At 66.1% G+C, this 17,709-nt stretch carries 12 protein-coding genes; 7 read left to right on the top strand and 5 right to left on the bottom strand.

Features of this window, described 5'->3' with window-relative positions; genetic code table 11:
* Positions 1 to 30: 30 nt before the first annotated feature.
* Positions 31 to 2,562: an McrB family protein gene (locus ACZ5CR_RS04790; protein ID WP_468853553.1), complete on the bottom strand. Its 2,532-nt coding sequence runs from the start codon at positions 2,560 to 2,562 to the stop codon at positions 31 to 33.
* A 352-nt stretch (positions 2,563 to 2,914) separates the two neighbouring features.
* On the opposite strand from ACZ5CR_RS04790, the gene ACZ5CR_RS04785 reads away from it, so the two are divergent.
* Entirely contained in the window at positions 2,915 to 3,784 is an 870-nt protein-coding gene (locus ACZ5CR_RS04785) for an IS5 family transposase (protein ID WP_468853551.1), read from the top strand.
* A gap of 236 nt (positions 3,785 to 4,020) precedes the next feature.
* Positions 4,021 to 4,338 carry a hypothetical protein gene (locus tag ACZ5CR_RS04780; RefSeq protein WP_468853549.1) on the top strand — a complete coding sequence of 106 codons (318 nt, stop codon included), beginning with the start codon at positions 4,021 to 4,023 and terminating at the stop codon, positions 4,336 to 4,338.
* 8 nt (positions 4,339 to 4,346) lie between these two features.
* On the opposite strand, the gene ACZ5CR_RS04775 is transcribed toward ACZ5CR_RS04780, so the two are convergent.
* Both ACZ5CR_RS04775 and ACZ5CR_RS04770 read right to left on the bottom strand, forming a co-directional pair.
* Complete coding sequence (locus ACZ5CR_RS04775) at positions 4,347 to 5,162, bottom strand: hypothetical protein (RefSeq protein ID WP_468853547.1); 816 nt, start codon at positions 5,160 to 5,162, stop codon at positions 4,347 to 4,349.
* A gap of 1 nt (position 5,163) precedes the next feature.
* Complete coding sequence (locus tag ACZ5CR_RS04770) at positions 5,164 to 9,540, bottom strand: AAA domain-containing protein (RefSeq protein WP_468853545.1); 4,377 nt, start codon at positions 9,538 to 9,540, stop codon at positions 5,164 to 5,166.
* A gap of 567 nt (positions 9,541 to 10,107) precedes the next feature.
* On the opposite strand from ACZ5CR_RS04770, the gene ACZ5CR_RS04765 reads away from it, so the two are divergent.
* Complete coding sequence (locus tag ACZ5CR_RS04765) at positions 10,108 to 10,896, top strand: hypothetical protein (protein WP_468853543.1); 789 nt, start codon at positions 10,108 to 10,110, stop codon at positions 10,894 to 10,896.
* A gap of 653 nt (positions 10,897 to 11,549) precedes the next feature.
* Positions 11,550 to 12,614, top strand: a complete 1,065-nt coding sequence (locus tag ACZ5CR_RS04760) for an integrase core domain-containing protein (protein WP_468853541.1) — start codon at positions 11,550 to 11,552, stop codon at positions 12,612 to 12,614.
* Here ACZ5CR_RS04760 and ACZ5CR_RS04755 read toward each other — a convergent pair.
* Together ACZ5CR_RS04755 and ACZ5CR_RS04750 are read right to left on the bottom strand one after the other, a co-directional pair.
* A complete protein-coding gene (locus ACZ5CR_RS04755; RefSeq protein ID WP_468853539.1) occupies positions 12,573 to 12,953 on the bottom strand; it encodes a hypothetical protein in 381 nt (126 codons plus the stop codon). The two genes, ACZ5CR_RS04760 and ACZ5CR_RS04755, sit on opposite strands and share 42 nt — an antisense overlap.
* A gap of 16 nt (positions 12,954 to 12,969) precedes the next feature.
* Entirely contained in the window at positions 12,970 to 14,010 is a 1,041-nt protein-coding gene (locus tag ACZ5CR_RS04750; protein ID WP_468853538.1) for a methyltransferase, read from the bottom strand.
* Positions 14,011 to 14,406: 396 nt separating this feature from the next.
* Between ACZ5CR_RS04750 and ACZ5CR_RS04745 the strand changes: the two genes are divergently transcribed.
* Genes ACZ5CR_RS04745 through ACZ5CR_RS04735 form a run of 3 tightly spaced genes read left to right on the top strand, consistent with a single transcriptional unit; the run spans position 14,407 to position 17,629 of the window.
* A complete protein-coding gene (locus tag ACZ5CR_RS04745; protein ID WP_468853536.1) occupies positions 14,407 to 15,675 on the top strand; it encodes a beta-ketoacyl-[acyl-carrier-protein] synthase family protein in 1,269 nt (422 codons plus the stop codon).
* Complete coding sequence (locus ACZ5CR_RS04740) at positions 15,672 to 16,895, top strand: ketosynthase chain-length factor (RefSeq protein ID WP_468853535.1); 1,224 nt, start codon at positions 15,672 to 15,674, stop codon at positions 16,893 to 16,895. The genes ACZ5CR_RS04745 and ACZ5CR_RS04740 overlap by 4 nt, the downstream gene beginning before the upstream one ends.
* Complete coding sequence (locus ACZ5CR_RS04735) at positions 16,892 to 17,629, top strand: phosphopantetheine-binding protein (protein WP_468853533.1); 738 nt, start codon at positions 16,892 to 16,894, stop codon at positions 17,627 to 17,629. The genes ACZ5CR_RS04740 and ACZ5CR_RS04735 overlap by 4 nt, the downstream gene beginning before the upstream one ends.
* The last annotated feature ends 80 nt before the right edge of the window (positions 17,630 to 17,709 follow it).

Below are 17,709 nucleotides of genomic sequence, written 5' to 3'. Positions count from 1 at the left end.
CCGTGACCGTGCGTCGCTGGGCGGGGGCATTCATGCCCCGTCGCCCGTTCCGACCTGGAGTTCGGCGTAAAGGGCCGCGACGAGTTCGTCGTCGGTCAGGTCCCGCAGTGTGTGGCGTTCTGCGTTCACGATCTCGGCCCCGAGGAAGGAGGCGAGGACGCTGTAGTCGTCGTAGGCGTACTCCTGGAGGAGCGGCATCAAGTCGTTGCGGACGACGGCGGCCAGGTGGGTGGCGGTGGCCAGCGGGGCGCCCTCGTCCAGGAAGAAGGCGTGGCCGATCTGTGCCTCGCGGCCGGCCTGGGCGCGGATGCGGTCGTTGAGGCCGTTGAGGAAGTCGGCGAGATGGAGCTCGCCGACGTGGCAGCCTTCAAGTGGTGTGGCGTCGGGCATGAGTTCCAGGAAGGCGAAACGGCGGCGCAGCGCGGAGTCCAGCAGGCGGATGCTGCGGTCGGCGGTGTTCATGGTGCCGATGACCCAGACGTTGGGCGGTACGGCGAAGGGCTCTCCGCTCTGTGGGAGCCGGACGGTCAGCCCCCGCTTGTCCCGTTCCAGCAGGGTGATCAGCTCACCGAGGATTTTGGGCAGATCACCGCGGTTGATTTCGTCGATCAGCATCAGGTACGGGCGCTCGGGGTCATCCGCGGCGGCCTGGCAGACCCGTTTGAAGGCGCCTGGCGTGAGGACCAGGTCGAGTCCGGAGCTTCCCTGCCGGGGCCGGAATCCCTCGATGAAGTCCTCGTACCCGTAGGACGGGTGGAAGGTGAGCTGCGTGAGGTGGGCCGCGGTGCGGTCTCCGGGGGCGGACAAGGTGTTGATCGCGTCGCGGAAGGCGGGTGTGCCGTAGTCGGTGAGCGGGTCGAGGCCGAGGTGGTCGAGGTGCTGCGCCAGCCACCACAGGGCGAAGCGCAGGGCGGTGTACGTCTTGCCAGTGCCGGGCGGCCCGAAGAGGACCGCCTGGCCTTTACGGGCAAGCGCCTCGCCCAGGGCCAGCAGGGCGGGATCGGAAAGGGCTGCGGGCGCAAGGCCTGTCTGCCGGGTCTCTGCCGGTTCGGTCGCTGCCGCGGAGTCCTGCGCCGTTGCGGCGCCCCGCGTGAGTGTGCGCCACAGCCGTTGCGGGACGTCCGCGACGGTCACCATGCCCCAGCGCTTTTCCGGTTCGGGGAGCTGCTGGGCGTAGGAGGTGTCCCAGTCGACGGCCACGGTGTGCTGAAACTCCTCCCTCTCGGGCCGCCACTGATAGCCCACTCCCGTGACGGTGCCCACGGCCAGCACCTCGCGGGTCCCCTTGTTGGCGACCACGAGATCACCGGGCTGGAGGCAGGATGCCTTCCACAGCTCGCGCGCCTTGGTGGTGATCGTCGGCTGATGGCCTCGGTACTCTTGCGCGTACGCCTGCTGGAAGGCCGCGCGCAGCTCCTGCTCGTCGGCGTACTGGCTCATGTCCCCGACGGCGTCCCAGCCCACGCAGATGAATCCCTCGCGCAGGCAGTCGTCCCACTGCGCCGCACCCTCGCCCGGGGCGATCTTGACAACGGTCCGGGAAGGGCGCGGGTCGTGCCACCAGTAGAGGAAACGTGCCACTTCGATGGGGTGCCAGCCGGATAGAACGGAGTGCTGCGCGACGAGCTCCTTGAGCCGCGCGTGCGCGGCGAAGGGCTCCATTCGAGAGGGTCGCTCCCCGGTGAGCAGCGTGATGAAGTGGTGCACGTGCTCACGGCTGTAGACCGGCAGGCTCCGGTCCGGGCAGTAGACGTGCACGGCCTTGGCCGTCAGCGCGGGGCCCCGGCGCAGGGCGTCTATGTCGTCGATGTCCGCCAGGCGGCCGTCCTCGGCGGCAGCGAAGGCCCTCCCAAAGCTGCGGCATACGTCTGCCCAGGCCAAGCCGACGTCGTCGTACTGCGGATCGAAGCGCCACTGGTCCTCGTTGCGGCGGAAGTAGATGATGTGCTTCCCGGCGTTCCCGCCAGCGATGCTGCCCAGCTGCGGACTCTGGAACTCCATCCGGTGGCAGAACGACCCGCGGTATCCGTCATGCCCCAGCGCGAAGCGCTCCAGCGGCAGCTTCTCCCAGGTCTCGCGGGGGAAGTCCGCCCTGATGGCCGCCGCCTCGGCCTCTGCGGCCGCCGCGTCGGCCGTCCAGGCGGAACGGTCCGCGACGGCGACGGCCTCGTGCAGCGGCAGAGACCGGCGCACACGGGCGTCAGCGGTGTCGACCGGTGCCAGCGCGCAGCTCGTGCAGGGGTCGGTCACCGGGCGTCCCGCCCCGTTCAGCAGCCCCGCTTCCTGCGAGAACTCGGCGCGGTGCGTCTCGTCGGGCCCGGCCTCCAAGAGGCGCAGCCAGGTCTGTCCGTCGGGGTCGGGGACAATCGTCCAGCGCGGCCTGTCGGTCGGCGTCAGGTGAGTGCAGTCGGCGCGGTGGTGCAGCGTCAGGCCCGAGACAGAGCAGATTGCTTCGCCGTGTGAAGGTGTCAGCCGGTAGTGCTTGCCATCGTGCATCACGATGCTGGTTCCGCCGTCCACCGGCGTCTTGGGATCTCCGACTGGCTGTGCTGTGTGCTCCACCTGTCGCTTCCTCGCTTCCCCATGAGCTCGATCCGTCAGCATCGCGTAACGGGCAGCGCTCTGTCGTGCTTTTCCGAATGTGGCTGCACGCGCCCATGCGAGGTTGGAAAACCCTCACTCAGAGGTCGTTTTCATCTTGAGTGTGGTGTTCTGAGTTGTTTTGGTCTGGCTCCTCATGTGCTGCTGGTGAGGCTGTAGGGGCGGCCTGTCCTAATGAGGCTGGTGGTGTGGCGAATGAGGTGGCGGGTCGCTTACGCCTGTCTCATTCCAGGACGCCCGAGTCTGTCCCGTGCTTCGACGCTGCAGGATGCACGCCTGGGCGCACGCCCCCGAGCTGCGGTATGCCCAGGTCATGGCTGACCGTCGTGCGTATCCGAGTGATCTGTCCGATGCCCGCTGGGAACTGATCGAACCGGTGCTGTCCGCCTGGCGCTTCGAGCGCCGCGGCCGGGCCCTGGACTTCGGCCGGCCACCACGGCATGACCTGCGCGAGATCATGAACGCAGTCCTGTATGTGGACCGCACCGGCTGTCAGTGGGCCTATCTCCCGCACGACTTCCCTCCCTGGCAGTCTGTCTACGGCTACTTCGCCAAGTGGCAGAAGGACGGCCTCTTCGCCCAGCTCAACGGTCTGCTGCGGGAGTTAGTACGCCAGCAGGAAGGCAAACACCGTCACCCCTCGGCCTGCGTCGTCGACGCGCAGAGCGTCAAGACCTCCACCTCCGTGCCCGCCACCAGCCAGGGCATCGACGCGGGCAAGAAGATCGTGGGCCGCAAGCGCAGCATCATCACCGACACACTCGGCCTGCTGCTGGCAGTCCTGGTCACCGCTGCCAGCGTGCAGGACTCCACCGCAGGCCGCATCCTCCTCGAGCAGACCGCCACCGACCACCCCGCCCTGCGCAAGGTGTGGGTCGACGGCGGCTACCGCAAGCACTTCATCGAGCATGCCGCCACTCTCGGCATCGACCTCGAAATCGTCCAACGCAACCCCGGGAGCAGGGGCTTCACACCGATCCCCAAACGCTGGGCAGTCGAGCGGACTTACGGCTGGCTGATACTCCACCGCCGCCTGGCCCGCGACTACGAAACCCACCCACACCGCTCTGAAGCCATGATCCATGTCGCCATGACCGACCTCATGGCCCGCCGCCTCACCGGAGAGAACACGATCTCCTGGCGCGACCCCTCACCAGCACATCAAAGCCGCATCTCGGGATGAAACAACAGGATGAAACGACCTCTAACCTTGAGTTTTGAACCCGGCCAACTTGCGCAGCCCTACCTGCAGCGTGCCTCCGCCAGCTGCACTCAGTTTCGGGGTGGCTGACGAAAGGTTCCGAAACACCAGGGCGCTGACAGTCTGTACTGCGGGTGTTCCGTAACCTCTTTTCCTGGAGCAGTCGGGCTGCGTGCAGTTCCCAAATACCACATGCGCGAGAGGAGCTTTGTCCCAGGATGGCGCAGGAGCATGCCACTTGGTGCCTCATGCGCCAGGACGCTTTGATCGGCACGATCGCCGTGGAGGACACGGGCTTCCCCTGGTTGCGAGGCACGTTCACTCCTGAGTCCGCGTTCACCCAGGTGAAGTCATGGTTCGACGAAGCTTTGGCCCACATGGAGGCTGACGACTTCGAGGGGTTCGACGCGGCCTACGACCGCATCCCCCAGGAGCTGACGTTGGTGTCGCCTTCGGGACCAGTAGCCGACTTCCTCCTGCACATCGACGGCGACGAGGCTTGGTTCCGCTGGAGCGAGGAGACGTTCGGTAGTTAAAACTCAAGCTAATACGGGCTGCTCGCCGCCAAGTCGTTGAGGACAGCGTTGACTGTGGACCAACACAGATCAGCCGTGTCGAAGTCCGCACTGTGTTTGGCTCGCTTCTCGGCGAGAGGATGAACCAGATTCCGGTAGGTCCGCAGCAGGTCCGAGGCCATTTTCGCATCCTGGTCGATCCACCGATTGGTGTGGGCGTGCTGGATGAGGTCCTGTAGTCGGGTATCGCGGGCAGGCCTTGCCAACGGCGCAATTGCGGGTCGGACGTCTGCCGCATGGACAAGGACGCCTTCGAGGAGGCTTCCGAGCATGATGACCGCGGAGGTATAAGCCCCGTGTTCTTGGCAGATACGGGCCTCGTCAAGGCGTAACTGAACGGCCCGGGCCAGGTCAGGGTCGGAGACGATGTCAGTGATGGCGACCTTCAGCTCTACGCGTTGGGGACGTAGGGGTTCATCGGGGTCGTACTCGATGAGGTGGGGCTGGCCCTTGCGGTATTCGACACGGCGGCCTTCAAGTTCCAGGACTTCCTGGAGACGTTGGATGACGGCGTCGTAGTCGCTTGGCTGTTGTTGGTATTCCCGCCGGTCGGCCAGGCGCAGGATGACACGCTCGGTGTCCCCTGCCTGGTCTTCCTGTCGTTCGCGCAAGATTTGGTGCACCCAGCGGTGACGCGGGGTGCCGTCATGGTCAGGTACATCTTCCCAGCCGGCCCGGCAAAGGAATTGAGCCAGCTCCCAGCCGGCTCGGCGCTTCATACCCGGCTCGTCACCGCAGATCATGGCGGCGAGTTCTTCGAGCGTGCTGTCGTCGAAGTTGTCCATGTCAGTTTCCCTCGCTGTCTTCGTCCAGCTCGCCGTCGTAGGGGTCCACGTCTTCGTCGGGCTCGGCCTCGGCCAGGCCCACAGGCGTCCAGATCGGGTCTGTCACCGCGTCATCCGGGAATGCCTCTCGGACAGTGCGCGGATGGATGCCCATTTCAGTCAGGCGTTCCCACAGAGGTTCCAGGGCCTCCTCGGGTGAGAGGGCGAAGGCACTGCTGCGTACGCGCCAAAACGTCCAGCCGGCGCGGCGGAGCTCCCGCTCGCGCTCAGCGTCGTCCTGGATCTGCTGCGCGGTGGAGTGGTAAGGGCTTCCGTCGCATTCCACTGCGAGGCGTCCGTGGTCTCCGGTGACCACGAGGTCGATGCGCTTTCCGTTGACCTCCCATTGGGGCACCACGTCGTAGCCGCGTTCCTTGATGCGCAGGAAGACGCGCTGCTCGAAGAGTGAGTCGAAGGGCGCACATCGTCGGTCCGCACTGACATTGGCGGGCTGGTGGGAGTAGGTGTAGGGCGGTGGCGGGCTGACCATGTAAGTGAGCAGCGAGCGCCGCAGGTCTTTGCTGCTGAGCTGGTCGACTGTCGGCGAATGGAAGAGCCACATCTGGTCGCGGGCGCGGCTCGCGGCCACGTTGAAGCGCCGTTCGTGGTGCCGGCCGGTCGCGGCGATGGCGTTGGCGCCGTCGACGACCATGGACAGGAGGATGACGTCGCGCTGGTCTCCCTGGAACTGCTCGGGGGTGCCGATCAGGATGTTGTGGCGTTCGCGGGCCGCCACATCGATGCGCTGGTCGACCAGGTTCTGTACCAGTCGTGTCTGGTCACCGTGGCGCAGGATGATCACCCCCATGCTGCGGTCGGCGTAGGCGGGGTCCTGTGTGAGGCGGAGCAGTTCGTTGACGACGGCCTCCGCCTCCGGTCGGTTGATGAGCTTGGCCCGGCGCCCTTCGCAGTGGCCTTCGGGTACGTGGACGACCTTCAGCGGCGGAAGGCGGTCTGAGCCGTGTTGCCGCAGCAGGACCAGCTGGTTGTCTGGATAGAACTGCGTCGAGGACCAATTGATGATCTCCGGCATGCACCGGAAGTGCTCAGTGAGGCGGATCACTTCGGTGAAGCGGGACTGCAGCAGTTCGTACAGGTTGGACTTGGGGTCGAACCCTTCGCGCTGCCAGGGTTCCAGGGCGGCCATGCGCTCGTCAAAGATCTGCGTGATCCGGTCGTGCTTACTGCCGCTGTAGAACGGAGCACACTGCCGGTCATCTCCGACGACGATGATGCGCGGCGCAAGCCAGAGCAACAGCAGGCCATCGAGGCCCACTTGGCTTGCTTCATCGACGATGACGACGTCGAAGGAATCCGGTTCGGGGCTGATCGTCTCCGCCACTTGGTTCAGCGGCATGATCCACGCCGGCACCGCGCCTTGAGCTGTCTGCATGGCGGATCGCGCGTGTCGTTGATGGCGTTTGCCGTACTCGGTGGTCCCCTGGCCTGCGTTGGCTACGGCGCTGGCGTAGGCGGCCAGGGCTTGTTTGTGTTTGGTGGTCATTCGGCTGACGCAATGATGTGCTGCGCGGTCGCAGACCAGCTTCTCCACGAGGTCGTGCAGCCGCGCTTCGAGCTGGGCCACATCGCCTTCGAGCTGCTCTTCGCGCCCCGGGAGCAGGTGTGTGTTGAGGAATTCCTGGGCCTGCCGCCATGCCCAGGCCTGGGGCAGGACGGCGAACCGCGAGCGCCAGTGCGATGCGAGGGGCTCGTCTGTGAAGTCCTGGGCGAGTTCGGGGTGGGCCTCGGCAAGGCGCTGGAAGAGTTTTCCGGTCTCGCGCCGGTCGGCCTCACGCTGGTAGGCCGCTGCCAGCGCATCCACCGCAAGCGCGTAGGTCTGCACATCACGGGCTGCAGCTGCGTCCGCCGCGCGCTGGAGTTCCTCGACACCGTGCGGTTGAGGTCGCGGAAGGCTTGCCAGGATCTCTTCGAAACGCTGTGCTGTGGTCCTGATGTGCATGAGTTGGCGGGCCTGGAGCGTCGCCTGGCGGACGTCACGCCACTGTTCAGCGGTGGTGACCGGCGCCTGGATTCCGTTGGCCAACAGTGTTGCGTGGACCTGGCCGATGACCTCCACGCAGGTGTCGATTGCCTGCAGGACAACGGCCCTGTCAAGGAGTTCGGACATCATCAGCTCAGAGGTGTCGCGTTCGACGGCCGATCCGACCCCGGCCCACCGGCCGCGCAGGGTGCGGGCATGAGCGCGCATGTCAAGCTGACGTACTACCGCGATGATGTGTTCTCGGCCGGTCGGCGCCATACCTTCCACGCGGCACTGTTCGAGGAGGAAGCGGGCTTGCTTGACGACAGCCGGCCGGGGCCATCGTGTGTTTAGTTTTCCGTTGCGCAGGACGTGCTGCTCCAGATTGCGTCCTGCAACGAGGAGTTCCTTCTCCTCGCTATCGGAGACGCGCGGGATCTCCACCTCCAGGAAGGAAGCGGCGGCTATCTCGTCATGGGTCTGCTGCGCGCGCTTTGAGGCATTTCGGATGCTGTCCCACAGCTGTTGCCACCGCCGGGCGATGCCGTCCAGCAGAGCGCGGGTCGACCAAGTGTCCGCCTGCCACGACGCGGGATCCGCGGACAGTCCTACGCTCTGCAGGGGCTGCTGAGCTTGGTCGATCAGCGCTTCCAGGATTGTGAGTACCACGTCACCACGGTCCGCCAGCTGCTGCGCCAGGGGCATGGCGGTCTCTGGGCCGAGGTCTTGTTCGGCGGTCTCAAGTTCCGTGATGATTTGGGCGACTTCCGTTGGCTCCGGAAGAGAATCCGGGTCCGGGCAGTACTGGATGTGGGCTTCGAGAATTCCTGGGCCGTGCTTGGTGACGAGCAGCCACAGGCGCTGAGCTTCGTCCGTGGTCAAGGGCGGGGCCGGCGCAGGCTGGGCGGCCAGGGGTGGCAGCCACTGGCATTCGGCTGTGCCGCGCTCCACTGCCTGCACGATGTCGTCGAGCCGCCCCCGGTAGCCCGGTGCGATCTCGGAGTGCTCGTACCACTCGACTTCCCGTACCTGCCGCAGCTGATCGCGGAGCTTGGCCTGCTCTGCAAGGAGTTGGTGTCGCTGGGTCTGATGATCCTCAATTCGTTGTTGGAGTCGATCGAGGTTCGTTGTCGCGTTCAAGTGCGCCAAGGCTCCCAGCGATTGGCTCAAATCGGAGTTCCCGCCCTGCCACTGGTCGCTCTGGATCACGCACATGCTGCGCAGCTTGGACGGAAGCTGGTCTCGCAGCACGTTCAGAGCCTGGCTTTTCGCGCTGGTGACCAGGACACGCTTGCCGTCGGCGAGGAGAGCGGCGATCAGATTGCTGATGGTGTGTGTCTTTCCGGTACCTGGTGGGCCCTGGACCACGACGCTGGTGTCACGCTGGAGCCGGTCGAGGACATCACGCTGGGCCGCGTTGGTGACCATCGGGAACAGCGGATCTGGTCCCAGCGCCGGCGGCACTGTGCCAGTCCTGCTTCCCCAGGCCGTCCTGTGCGCCGGTTCGAGGTCATACAGCAGTTGCGCCAAGCCCAAAGGAGCCTGCGCTCCGGGACGTTTCAGCGCTCGGGCGATGCTCTCGTAGAAGCCGAGAACGGAGCGTTGGCCGTGTTCGCGCAGGATGAGTGCGGGCGCGTGATGCAGTGATCGCGCCTGGGGTTCGGTGGTGAGATCGGGGTGGTGCCCGGTTGGGTCGAACGGGAGTGCCTGGTCGACTCCGAAGGCGCGCTGCGCCCACGACCGTACGGCTTGTGCCGCCCTGTCCGACAGCGGGTGGAAGGGGACGTCCTCGACGGCGGAGCGTACGACCTCCAGTAGCTCCGACGTGTAGCCGTCGGACTCGCTGAGGAAGTCCGTGTCCTCGAGTCGACCGGGGTGGTCCGGCACCAGCGAAACGGTCACGTTGATCGATGCAGGATCAACGGTGAGGGTCACCGGTATTGTCAGGATGTGCCTGCGGACTCGGGCCGAGGGACGCTCGGCCCCGAGTTGCAGGAGACCTATAGCCAGGACGACTTCAAAAGTGTCGCTGTCCTGCTGGACCTTCTTGGCCATCCGGTACAACTGCTGGTGCAGTCGCCGCTGCGACTCCGCAGCAATTTCTTCCTGCGACCATCGCATCCATTTGCCGGCCCAGGTCTCATATGCCCTTTGTTCTTCGGAGCTGCCGCTCTCCAACGCTGGCTGGTCATCGCCCCGGTCAACCTGGATGCCGACCGGTTCGCGATCATTCGGCGTATCTTCGACCAGTTCGGGAGGCTGCGGGCCGACCGTAGCTGCGGCTTCAGCGGACACCCTGCCGTGCAGTATCGCCGGCAGTCGCGGTGCTGCTTTGGGCGGACGGTGCTTGACGGTCATGATGCGGGGGTCAGCGTCCGCAGCGCGACGCACAAGCCCGTCTGGGGCATCTGCGAGCCACACTGTTTCCGGGTACTTGGCACAGTTCCGGATGGTCCTGGAGACAGCGCCCCGCACCAGCTCCTGCAGACAGTCGATCAATACACGAGTGTCGCGGACGGCTTTGGGATCGCTGCCATCACGTACTGACAGGCGGGCCATCACATCCCCCAAACGCCTGCCACCGTGACAAGCCTTTCAGGATCCATGGTCACTGGGCTCCAGGCAATGTCATGAGACGCTCGCACAATCATTTCCAGCCACAGGAGAGTTCGCTGTGCTCTCCGCGTCTCGCCTACCTGACCGTGACAACACACTCGCACTTCGCGAACACTCGCAGACCGGCCGGACGACCACGACTACCCACCGTCGGCTCAATCCGCGCACTGACACTGCGCCCGAATCGCGAGGATTCCTCGTCCGGCTCGGGACGTTGCCCTCCTGGGGCGCCCAGGTGAAGGCAGTACTGGACAGAGCGACGGGGGCGTTCGCGGGATCCTCGCTTCCCAGCGGTTCCTGTGCGGCAAGATGATCGGTGTGGATTTGGGAGGGCTAGGCGCGCTACTGGGAAGCATCGCCACGTATGCATCGTTTCCGGTGCTCGTATACATCGCGGTCCGTGGTGAGCGCGCTGCACGCCAGGCGTTGAGGGCACAGACCGCTGTGGATCGTGGCGCGCGGGCTGAGGCTGCGTGCCACGAACTGGCGACGTCATCTCATGCGTTCGCAGAAGTGGTCAGAAAACTGCCGTCGACTGAAGCAGAGGCACGTGCAGCTGCACTGGATGACGCCTTCACCACGGTGCGCACGGCGTCTGACGCGGTGCGATTTTGGTGCTCTCCCACCACAGCAGCTGCTGGTGCGGAGCTATTTCAGCGCGCTAAACAGATGGAACGCCCTGCACTGTGCAGGGCTGTCGTGCGCTCGGCGCTTTCCGCGTTGGAGGAGCACTGGTGTCCGGGCCTCGACGGTGATTGTGACGGAAATGCCGAGACTTGCAGCGTCCTCCGCCACTGGTGCGCATTTAGATCATGCGAGTTACTGGAGGGGTGGGACGAGATGGACGAGTGGGCAAGGTTCGACGTTCGGTCGGAGCTGGAAGGGATGTTGTCAGAGGCCCGTGCCCTGTCCGAACAGCACCTCGTTGAACTGCGCAATGTGCTGAACTGGGGAACCGATTGGCGCAACTTCACGGCCCGGGACGCTCGTTGGGAACAGCAGTTCCGGGATGCGACGGCCACCTTCCTTGAGGTGAGCCGACGGGAGTATTCCGCTGTAGCACGGCGCACCTTGGCTGGCAGAGTTCAGGCGTCCTGAATGGCAGGTCGCCACACCAGTCGCACGCCCACGGAACCACTCGATCACCGGCTCGATGGCGTGTTCCCACTATTCGGCGGTGTCGGTGATAGTGGAGTGGCCGCCGATGAAGTCGACGCGGCGTCCATTGCTGCCGGTCCGACGCCGTGCTGCGCTGGCACCGTGACCTGATCAAACGGCGCCCACACCCGTGCCTGCCGGCCGAAGAGACCGTGTGGGTGCCCGAAACTCGGCCGTACCTGCTGACCTGGTTTTGCGGTCAAGGCCAGGCAGAGCGGGACCCTAGGAGGCCGTATCTCAACCGAACTTGATCGCTTGATTCCTGCTGGCCAGGCGTGTTTTAGCTTGGGATGAGGGAGGCATCCGGCGTCTTGTTTCCGCTTCATGAGCGAGGGGTGAGCGATGGCGTCGGTGCTGGGGATGTTGGAGGAGCGGGAGACAGCTGCCCGAGTGCGGGTGGACGGGCCGCGGGAGGAAGTCTGCGCCTGCCGAAAATGTCATCCATGCAGCTCAGGAGCGTCCTCGATAATGCGGCAGGATAAGCACTCGTGCTACTTCGTCTCGCCTACCTGACCGTGTGGGTGCCCGAAACTCGGCTACCCCTGCTGACCTGGGTCTTGCGGTCGAGGCCGAGCATGACGACATCCTGGGGCATGGCTTTGCGACTGCTGTACCTGGCCTTCCTCAAGATCTTGGGCTGGCTTGCGTTGCTTGCGCAATCAGAGACTTCCAAAAACACAGAGATGCTCATACTCCGGCACCAGCTCACCGTGCTCCGCCGTCAGGTTGGCCGGCCACGACTCTCATGGGCAGACCGGGCAGTGATGGCGGCGCTGGTCCGGCTGCTGCCCAAGAACTTGCGAGAGCACCTGTTCATCACTCCGGGCACGCTGCTGCGCTGGCACGCCGACCTGGTCAGGCGCCGCTGGACCTGCAAACGCCGACGTCCCGGCCGACCACCGACCCCGCCCACCGTACGGGAGCTGGTGCTGAGGATGGCCACGGAGAACCCGCACTGGGGATACCGCAGAATCACGGGCGAGCTGACCGGCCTATGCCGACCAGTCGGCGCTTCGACAGTATGGGCAATCCTGAAGAGGGCCGGGATCGATCCGGCCCCACAACGCTCGGGCCTGACCTGGGCACAGTTCCTGCGCAGTCAGGCCTCCGGGATTCTCGCCGTGGACTTCTTCCACGTCGACACTGTGTTACTGCGGCGCCTGTACTGCATGGTGGTTATGGAGATCTCCACCCGTCGGGTGCACCTGATGGGCGTCACCGCCCACCCGACCGGCAACTGGGCAGTCCAGCAGGCGCGTGGCCTCCTCATGGCATTGGACGAGCGCGCTGACCGATTCAGATTCCTGATCCGGGACCGAGATGCGAAGTTCACCGACTCCGTCGACGCCGTCTTCGCATCCCAGGCCATCCAGGTACTGCTCACTCCTGTCCGGGCCCCGCAGGCCAACGCGTACATCGAACGCTGGATCGGCGGATGCCGCCGCGAACTCCTCGACCGCACACTGATCGTCAACGAACGACACCTGCGCACCGTACTGGCCGCATACGAGACGCACTTCAACACCCACCGCCCCCACCGCGCCCTCCACCAAGCAGCACCCCTGCGACCACTCCCCGACCCGGTCGACCCAGACGGCAAGGTCATCCGTCGAGATCTACTCGGCGGCGTGATCCACGAATACAACCAGGTCGCATAGGGCGGCCGAGTTACGGGCACCCACAGGGTTCGTCCACAGCATGTTGGCGGCGAGCTTGCGTAGCGCCTGGTGCTGTTCCCAGTCGCCGCTGAAGCGGCCTGCCATGAAGGTATGGATGTCCTTGTTCACCAGCTTGTTGCGCAGGAACTCGTCGACGTCGTCGTAGCGGGTGAGCACCCAGGTTCCCATGGCGCTGTGGTGGACGGGCGCGGCTTCCCGCAGCCGGCGGTACCGCGAGAAGGGGTCCGCCAGGCCTTGCGGGGAGAACAGCAGCTCGGCGAAGGCCTCGTTGGCGGCATGCTCTGCCGTGGCGTTCGGCCGGGCGATGTCGGTCGTCATCGTAGAACCTCGATGCTCATTCGGGGATGGACGTCTCAACCACGTGCAGGAGCTGCCCCACCGGGGCAATGCCTTCCAGCCTCAGGCCGGCCCGCTCGACGAGTGCGGCCACGCCCTGCTTGGTGTGCCTCCTGCCGTTGGTGTTGAGCAGGAAGAGGAGATCGATGCCGGTGGCGTAGCGGACCTCGGGGCTGTCGTCGATAAGGTTCGTGACGATGAGGACGCGGCTACCGGGCCGCCCGGCCCGCCCGGCGTTGCGCAGCGCGGTCACGCTCCTGTCGTCGTCCCACTCCAGGATGCTCTTGAACTGGTAGACGTCCGCCTCGACCGGGATGTCCTGCAAACAGTTGCCGGCGACCACCCGGGAGCGTCCGGCGAGCGTGCCGTCGGGCCGCAGTCGCGGATCGGGGTCGGTGATCGCGGCGGGCAGGTCGACCAGCGTGCCGTGCAGGTGCGGATTGGCCTCCAGGATGGTCGCGAGGGTGTATCCGCGCCCGCCGCCGACATCGGCGAACGTCTTGACATCACTCAGGTCGAGGGACTCGGCGACGGCCGCGGAGGTCAGCGTGGACAGCTCTGTCTGCGACTTGTTGAAGACCTCGGTCGAGTCCTGCCACTTCTTGTGCAGATGGACGAAGAACTCCTCGCCGTACCTCTCCTCGAAATGGCCGCGTCCGGTACGCACCGCCGCTTCAAGGTCGGGCCAGAGCTCCCACACCCACGGCTCCGTGACCCATTGGACCCAGTACTTCAGCCGCTGCGGGTGGTCCTCACGCAGGAGCCGGGAGGTCTCCGTGTGCACGACGCCGCCGGTCGTCTCGTCGAAGACGCCGTAGCACCGCAGATTGCGCAGGAGGCGCAGCAGGACCGCGGCGTCGACCTCGAGCGTCCGCGCGAGCTCACCGACCGGGACGGGGGCGTCGCCGAGCGCGTCGGCGACGCCAATCCGAACGGCGACACGCAGCGCCGCCGGCGCAGCGGAGGCCAGTGACAGGTCACGCAGCGCAGTGACGGGCAAAGCGCCGCCGTCGGCGGTGGGCGGTGTACTCCTGATCATGGGCATTCACTATTCCTCTTCGGCCGCTCAGTTCTTTCCGGAGAAAGCGGGCATCGGCGACGAGGGCGGGCCCCACCATGCACGGGGCAGAATCCTTTGTGCCGCACGTGACGAAAGGGGGCCGCTGCCGCAGATGTCACAGGATGGAGCCGTTCGTTAGAGGAGGCCTCGATTCTCACTAACAAGGCGGCGCGACGGAAAACACCTGAACCTGGACTCGGTCACCGCGGACTGGACTTCAGGTGTACGCCGACAATTGAGCGGCGCTTGAGCCGCGAGCATCACGCTTGTTGAGCCGCGAACCTTACATTCACACGAGCAAGAAAACCGTCCGGAAATTCATCACAGCGCGGAGGCCACGGAAATGAATGGCACAAGCATGCCCGGTGGGGCCTTATGAATCGTCGCGTCGCCATCACCGGAATGGGAGTGCGGGCACCTGGTTCACGGGGAAAGGACATGTTCTGGGAGCTGCTTTCCTCCGGCCGTACGGCAACCCGGCGCATCTCCTTCTTCGATCCTTCGCCGTACCGGTCGCAGGTCGCGGCGGAAGTGGATTTCGACCCGGCGGCGGAGGGCCTCACCCCCCGTCAGGTGCGGCGAATGGACCGGGCCACACAGCTCGCGGTCGTGGCCGCCCGTGAGGCGGTGGCCGACAGCGGGATCGAGCTGGGTGCGATGTCGCCGTACCGCATGGGCGTGAGCCTGGGCAGTGCGGTGGCGGCAGCGACCAGTCTGGAGCAGGAGTACCTGGTGCTGTCCGACTCGGGCAGGGCCTGGGAAATGTCGCCCGACCACCTGTCACCACACATGTTCGACCACATGGTCCCCAGCATCATGCCGGCCGAGATCGCCTGGGAGTTCGGTGCGGAGGGGCCGGTCACGATGGTCTCGGACGGCTGCACGTCCGGGCTCGACTCCGTCGGGCACGCCGTCTCGCTGATACGCGAGGGCAGCGCCGACGTCATGATCGCGGGGGCCACCGACACCCCTATCACCCCGATCGTGGTCGCCTGCTTCGACGCGATCAAGGCCACCACCACCTACAACGACGACCCCGCCCACGCGTCGAAACCGTTCGACGGCACCCGTAACGGCTTCGTGCTCGCCGAGGGCGCGGCCGTCTTCGTGCTGGAGGAACTGGAAGCCGCCCGGCGGCGGGGCGCGCATGTCTACGCCGAGGTCGGCGGCTTCGCCACCCGCTGCAACGCCTACCACATGACCGGTCTCAAGGCCGACGGTCGGGAGATGGCAGAGGCGATACGGGCGGCGCTCGATCAGGCGCGGATGCCCGGCTCCGAGGTGGACTACATCAACGCGCACGGTTCGGGAACCAAGCAGAACGACCGGCATGAGACCGCGGCGTTCAAGCGGAGCCTCGGCGCGTACGCGTACAAGACGCCGATCAGTTCCATCAAGTCGATGGTGGGGCACTCGCTCGGCGCCGTCGGCTCGATCGAGATCGCCGCCTCGCTCCTTGCCATGGCGCACCACGCCGTGCCACCAACGGCGAACCTGCACGTGAGCGATCCACAGTGCGACCTGGACTACGTACCGATCACGGCCCGCGAGCACCGCACCGACACCGTCCTCACGGTCGGCAGCGGCTTCGGCGGCTTCCAGAGTGCGATGGTCCTGACCCGGCCGAACCAGGAGGCCCCATGAACGTGATCACCGGCCTGGGCGTGGTCGCACCGAACGGCGTGGGCGTCAAGGAGTTCTGGGCGGCCACCCTGGCCGGCCGCAGCGGCATCGCCGAGTTGGACCGCTTCGACACCTCACGCTATCCGGCGCGCCTTGCCGGTCTCGTGAACGGCCTTGATCCGGCACACCACTTGCCCAGCAGGCTGCTCTCACAGACCGACGTGTCCACCCGTCTCGCCTTGATCGCCGCCCAGAACGCCATCGAGGATGCCGGGGTGGACACCTCCGCTATGCCCGATTACGACATGGGTGTCGTCACGGCGAACGCCTCGGGCGGATTTGACTTCACCCACCGTGAGTTCAAGAAGCTGTGGAGCCGAGGTCCTGAGCACGTCAGCGTGTACGAGTCGTTCGCCTGGTTCTACGCGGTGAACACCGGCCAGATCTCCATCCGGCACGGCATGCGCGGAGCCTCCATCGCGCTGGTCACCGAACAAGCGGGTGGCCTTGACGCGTTGGGGCAGGCCCGGCGGGCCGTCCGGACCGGCCCGCCGCTCGTGGTCTGCGGCGGGGTCGACTCCGCCCTCGACCCGTGGGGCTGGGCATCCCACCTGGCGGGCGGGCGGGTCAGCACCGACCCGGACGCGGCCACGGCGTACCGGCCCTTTGACCGCCGCGCGGCCGGATACGTGCCCGGCGAGGGGGGCGCGATCTGTGTTCTGGAGGACGCCGCGGCGGCTCACGCACGAGGGGCCCGCCACTACGGGGAGATCGCCGGGTACGCGGCCACCTTCGACCCGGCCCCCGGCTCCGGACGCCCGCCGGGCCTGGGGCGTGCCGCGCGGCTCGCTCTGGACGACGCGGGCATCGGTCCGGACGCGGTGGACGTGGTGTTCGCCGACGCGGCGGGCCTGCCCTCCCTCGACCGCGCCGAGGCACAGGCGCTGCGGGAACTCTTCGGCATCCGCGGCGTCCCGGTCACCGCCCCCAAATCCCTCACCGGCCGCCTCTTCTCCGGCGGCGGCGCCCTCGACGTCGTCGCGGCCCTCATGAGCATCCAGCACAGCGTGATCCCCCCGACCTTCGGGACCACGTCGGTGCCGGACGACTACGGCCTCGACCTCGTCATCGCGGAACCTCGCTCGGCACGGGTGAAGACCGCTCTGATCCTGGCCCGGGGCCGCTGGGGGTTCAACGCCGCCACAGTCATCCGTCCCACCCAGAACGGGAGCCAACCATGACCAAGCTGATGACCATCGATGAACTGCTCGGCATCCTCGTCTCCTGCGCCGGCGGTGAGGAGACCACCGCGAGGCGCGGCGAGATCGCCAGCGCCTCGCTCGACGACCTCGGCTACGACTCGCTGGCACTCATCGAAACAACGGCCAAGCTCAAGGTGGACCACGGCGTGGTCATACCCGACGAGCACGTCGCCGAAGTGGGCACGCTCGGCGAGCTGCTCCGCCTGGTCAACGAACGCATCGGGGATGCCAACCACGGCTCCGGGAGCACGCGGAACATGGACACTGTAAGGAGAAGCATCATGACGAACTCGGCACCGGCCGCCTCCCTCTACGAGCGCCTCGGGGGCGCCAACGGAATCGCCCGTGTGATGGACGTCCTTGTGGAGCGGCTCTTCGACAACGTATCGGCCAATCAGAACGCTGATGTGGTGAAGATGCACGACAAGGTGAGCCGCGCGGGATTCAAGTTCATGGTCACCGCATGGTCGGTCGAGGAAACGGGCGGCCCCAAGGTCTACCCGGGCAAGGACATGTGGGCGGCCCACGCCAACATGGTCGCGACCGAACGCGACTGGGACGTGGTGGCACTGGAGATCGCAGCCACGCTGAGTTTCTGCGGGGTCCCTGAGCAGGAAAGCAAGGAGTACATGGCCATCGTGGACAGCTACCGGGACATGGTGCTCGACGCCGCGTCGGAGCAGCGTCAGCGAGCCGTTGCCCGCAGCGCATGACGTCCCTGACGGTCTGAGATCGACGCTCACCGGCCACCGCCGGCCCGCGAGGCCGGGGGTGGCCGCACTTCGTATGCCCC

Source organism: Streptomyces sp. NPDC031274 (assembly GCF_055570235.1).
Note: the sequence above shows the minus strand (reverse complement) of the source record. Positions and strands in the feature narration are given on the sequence as shown.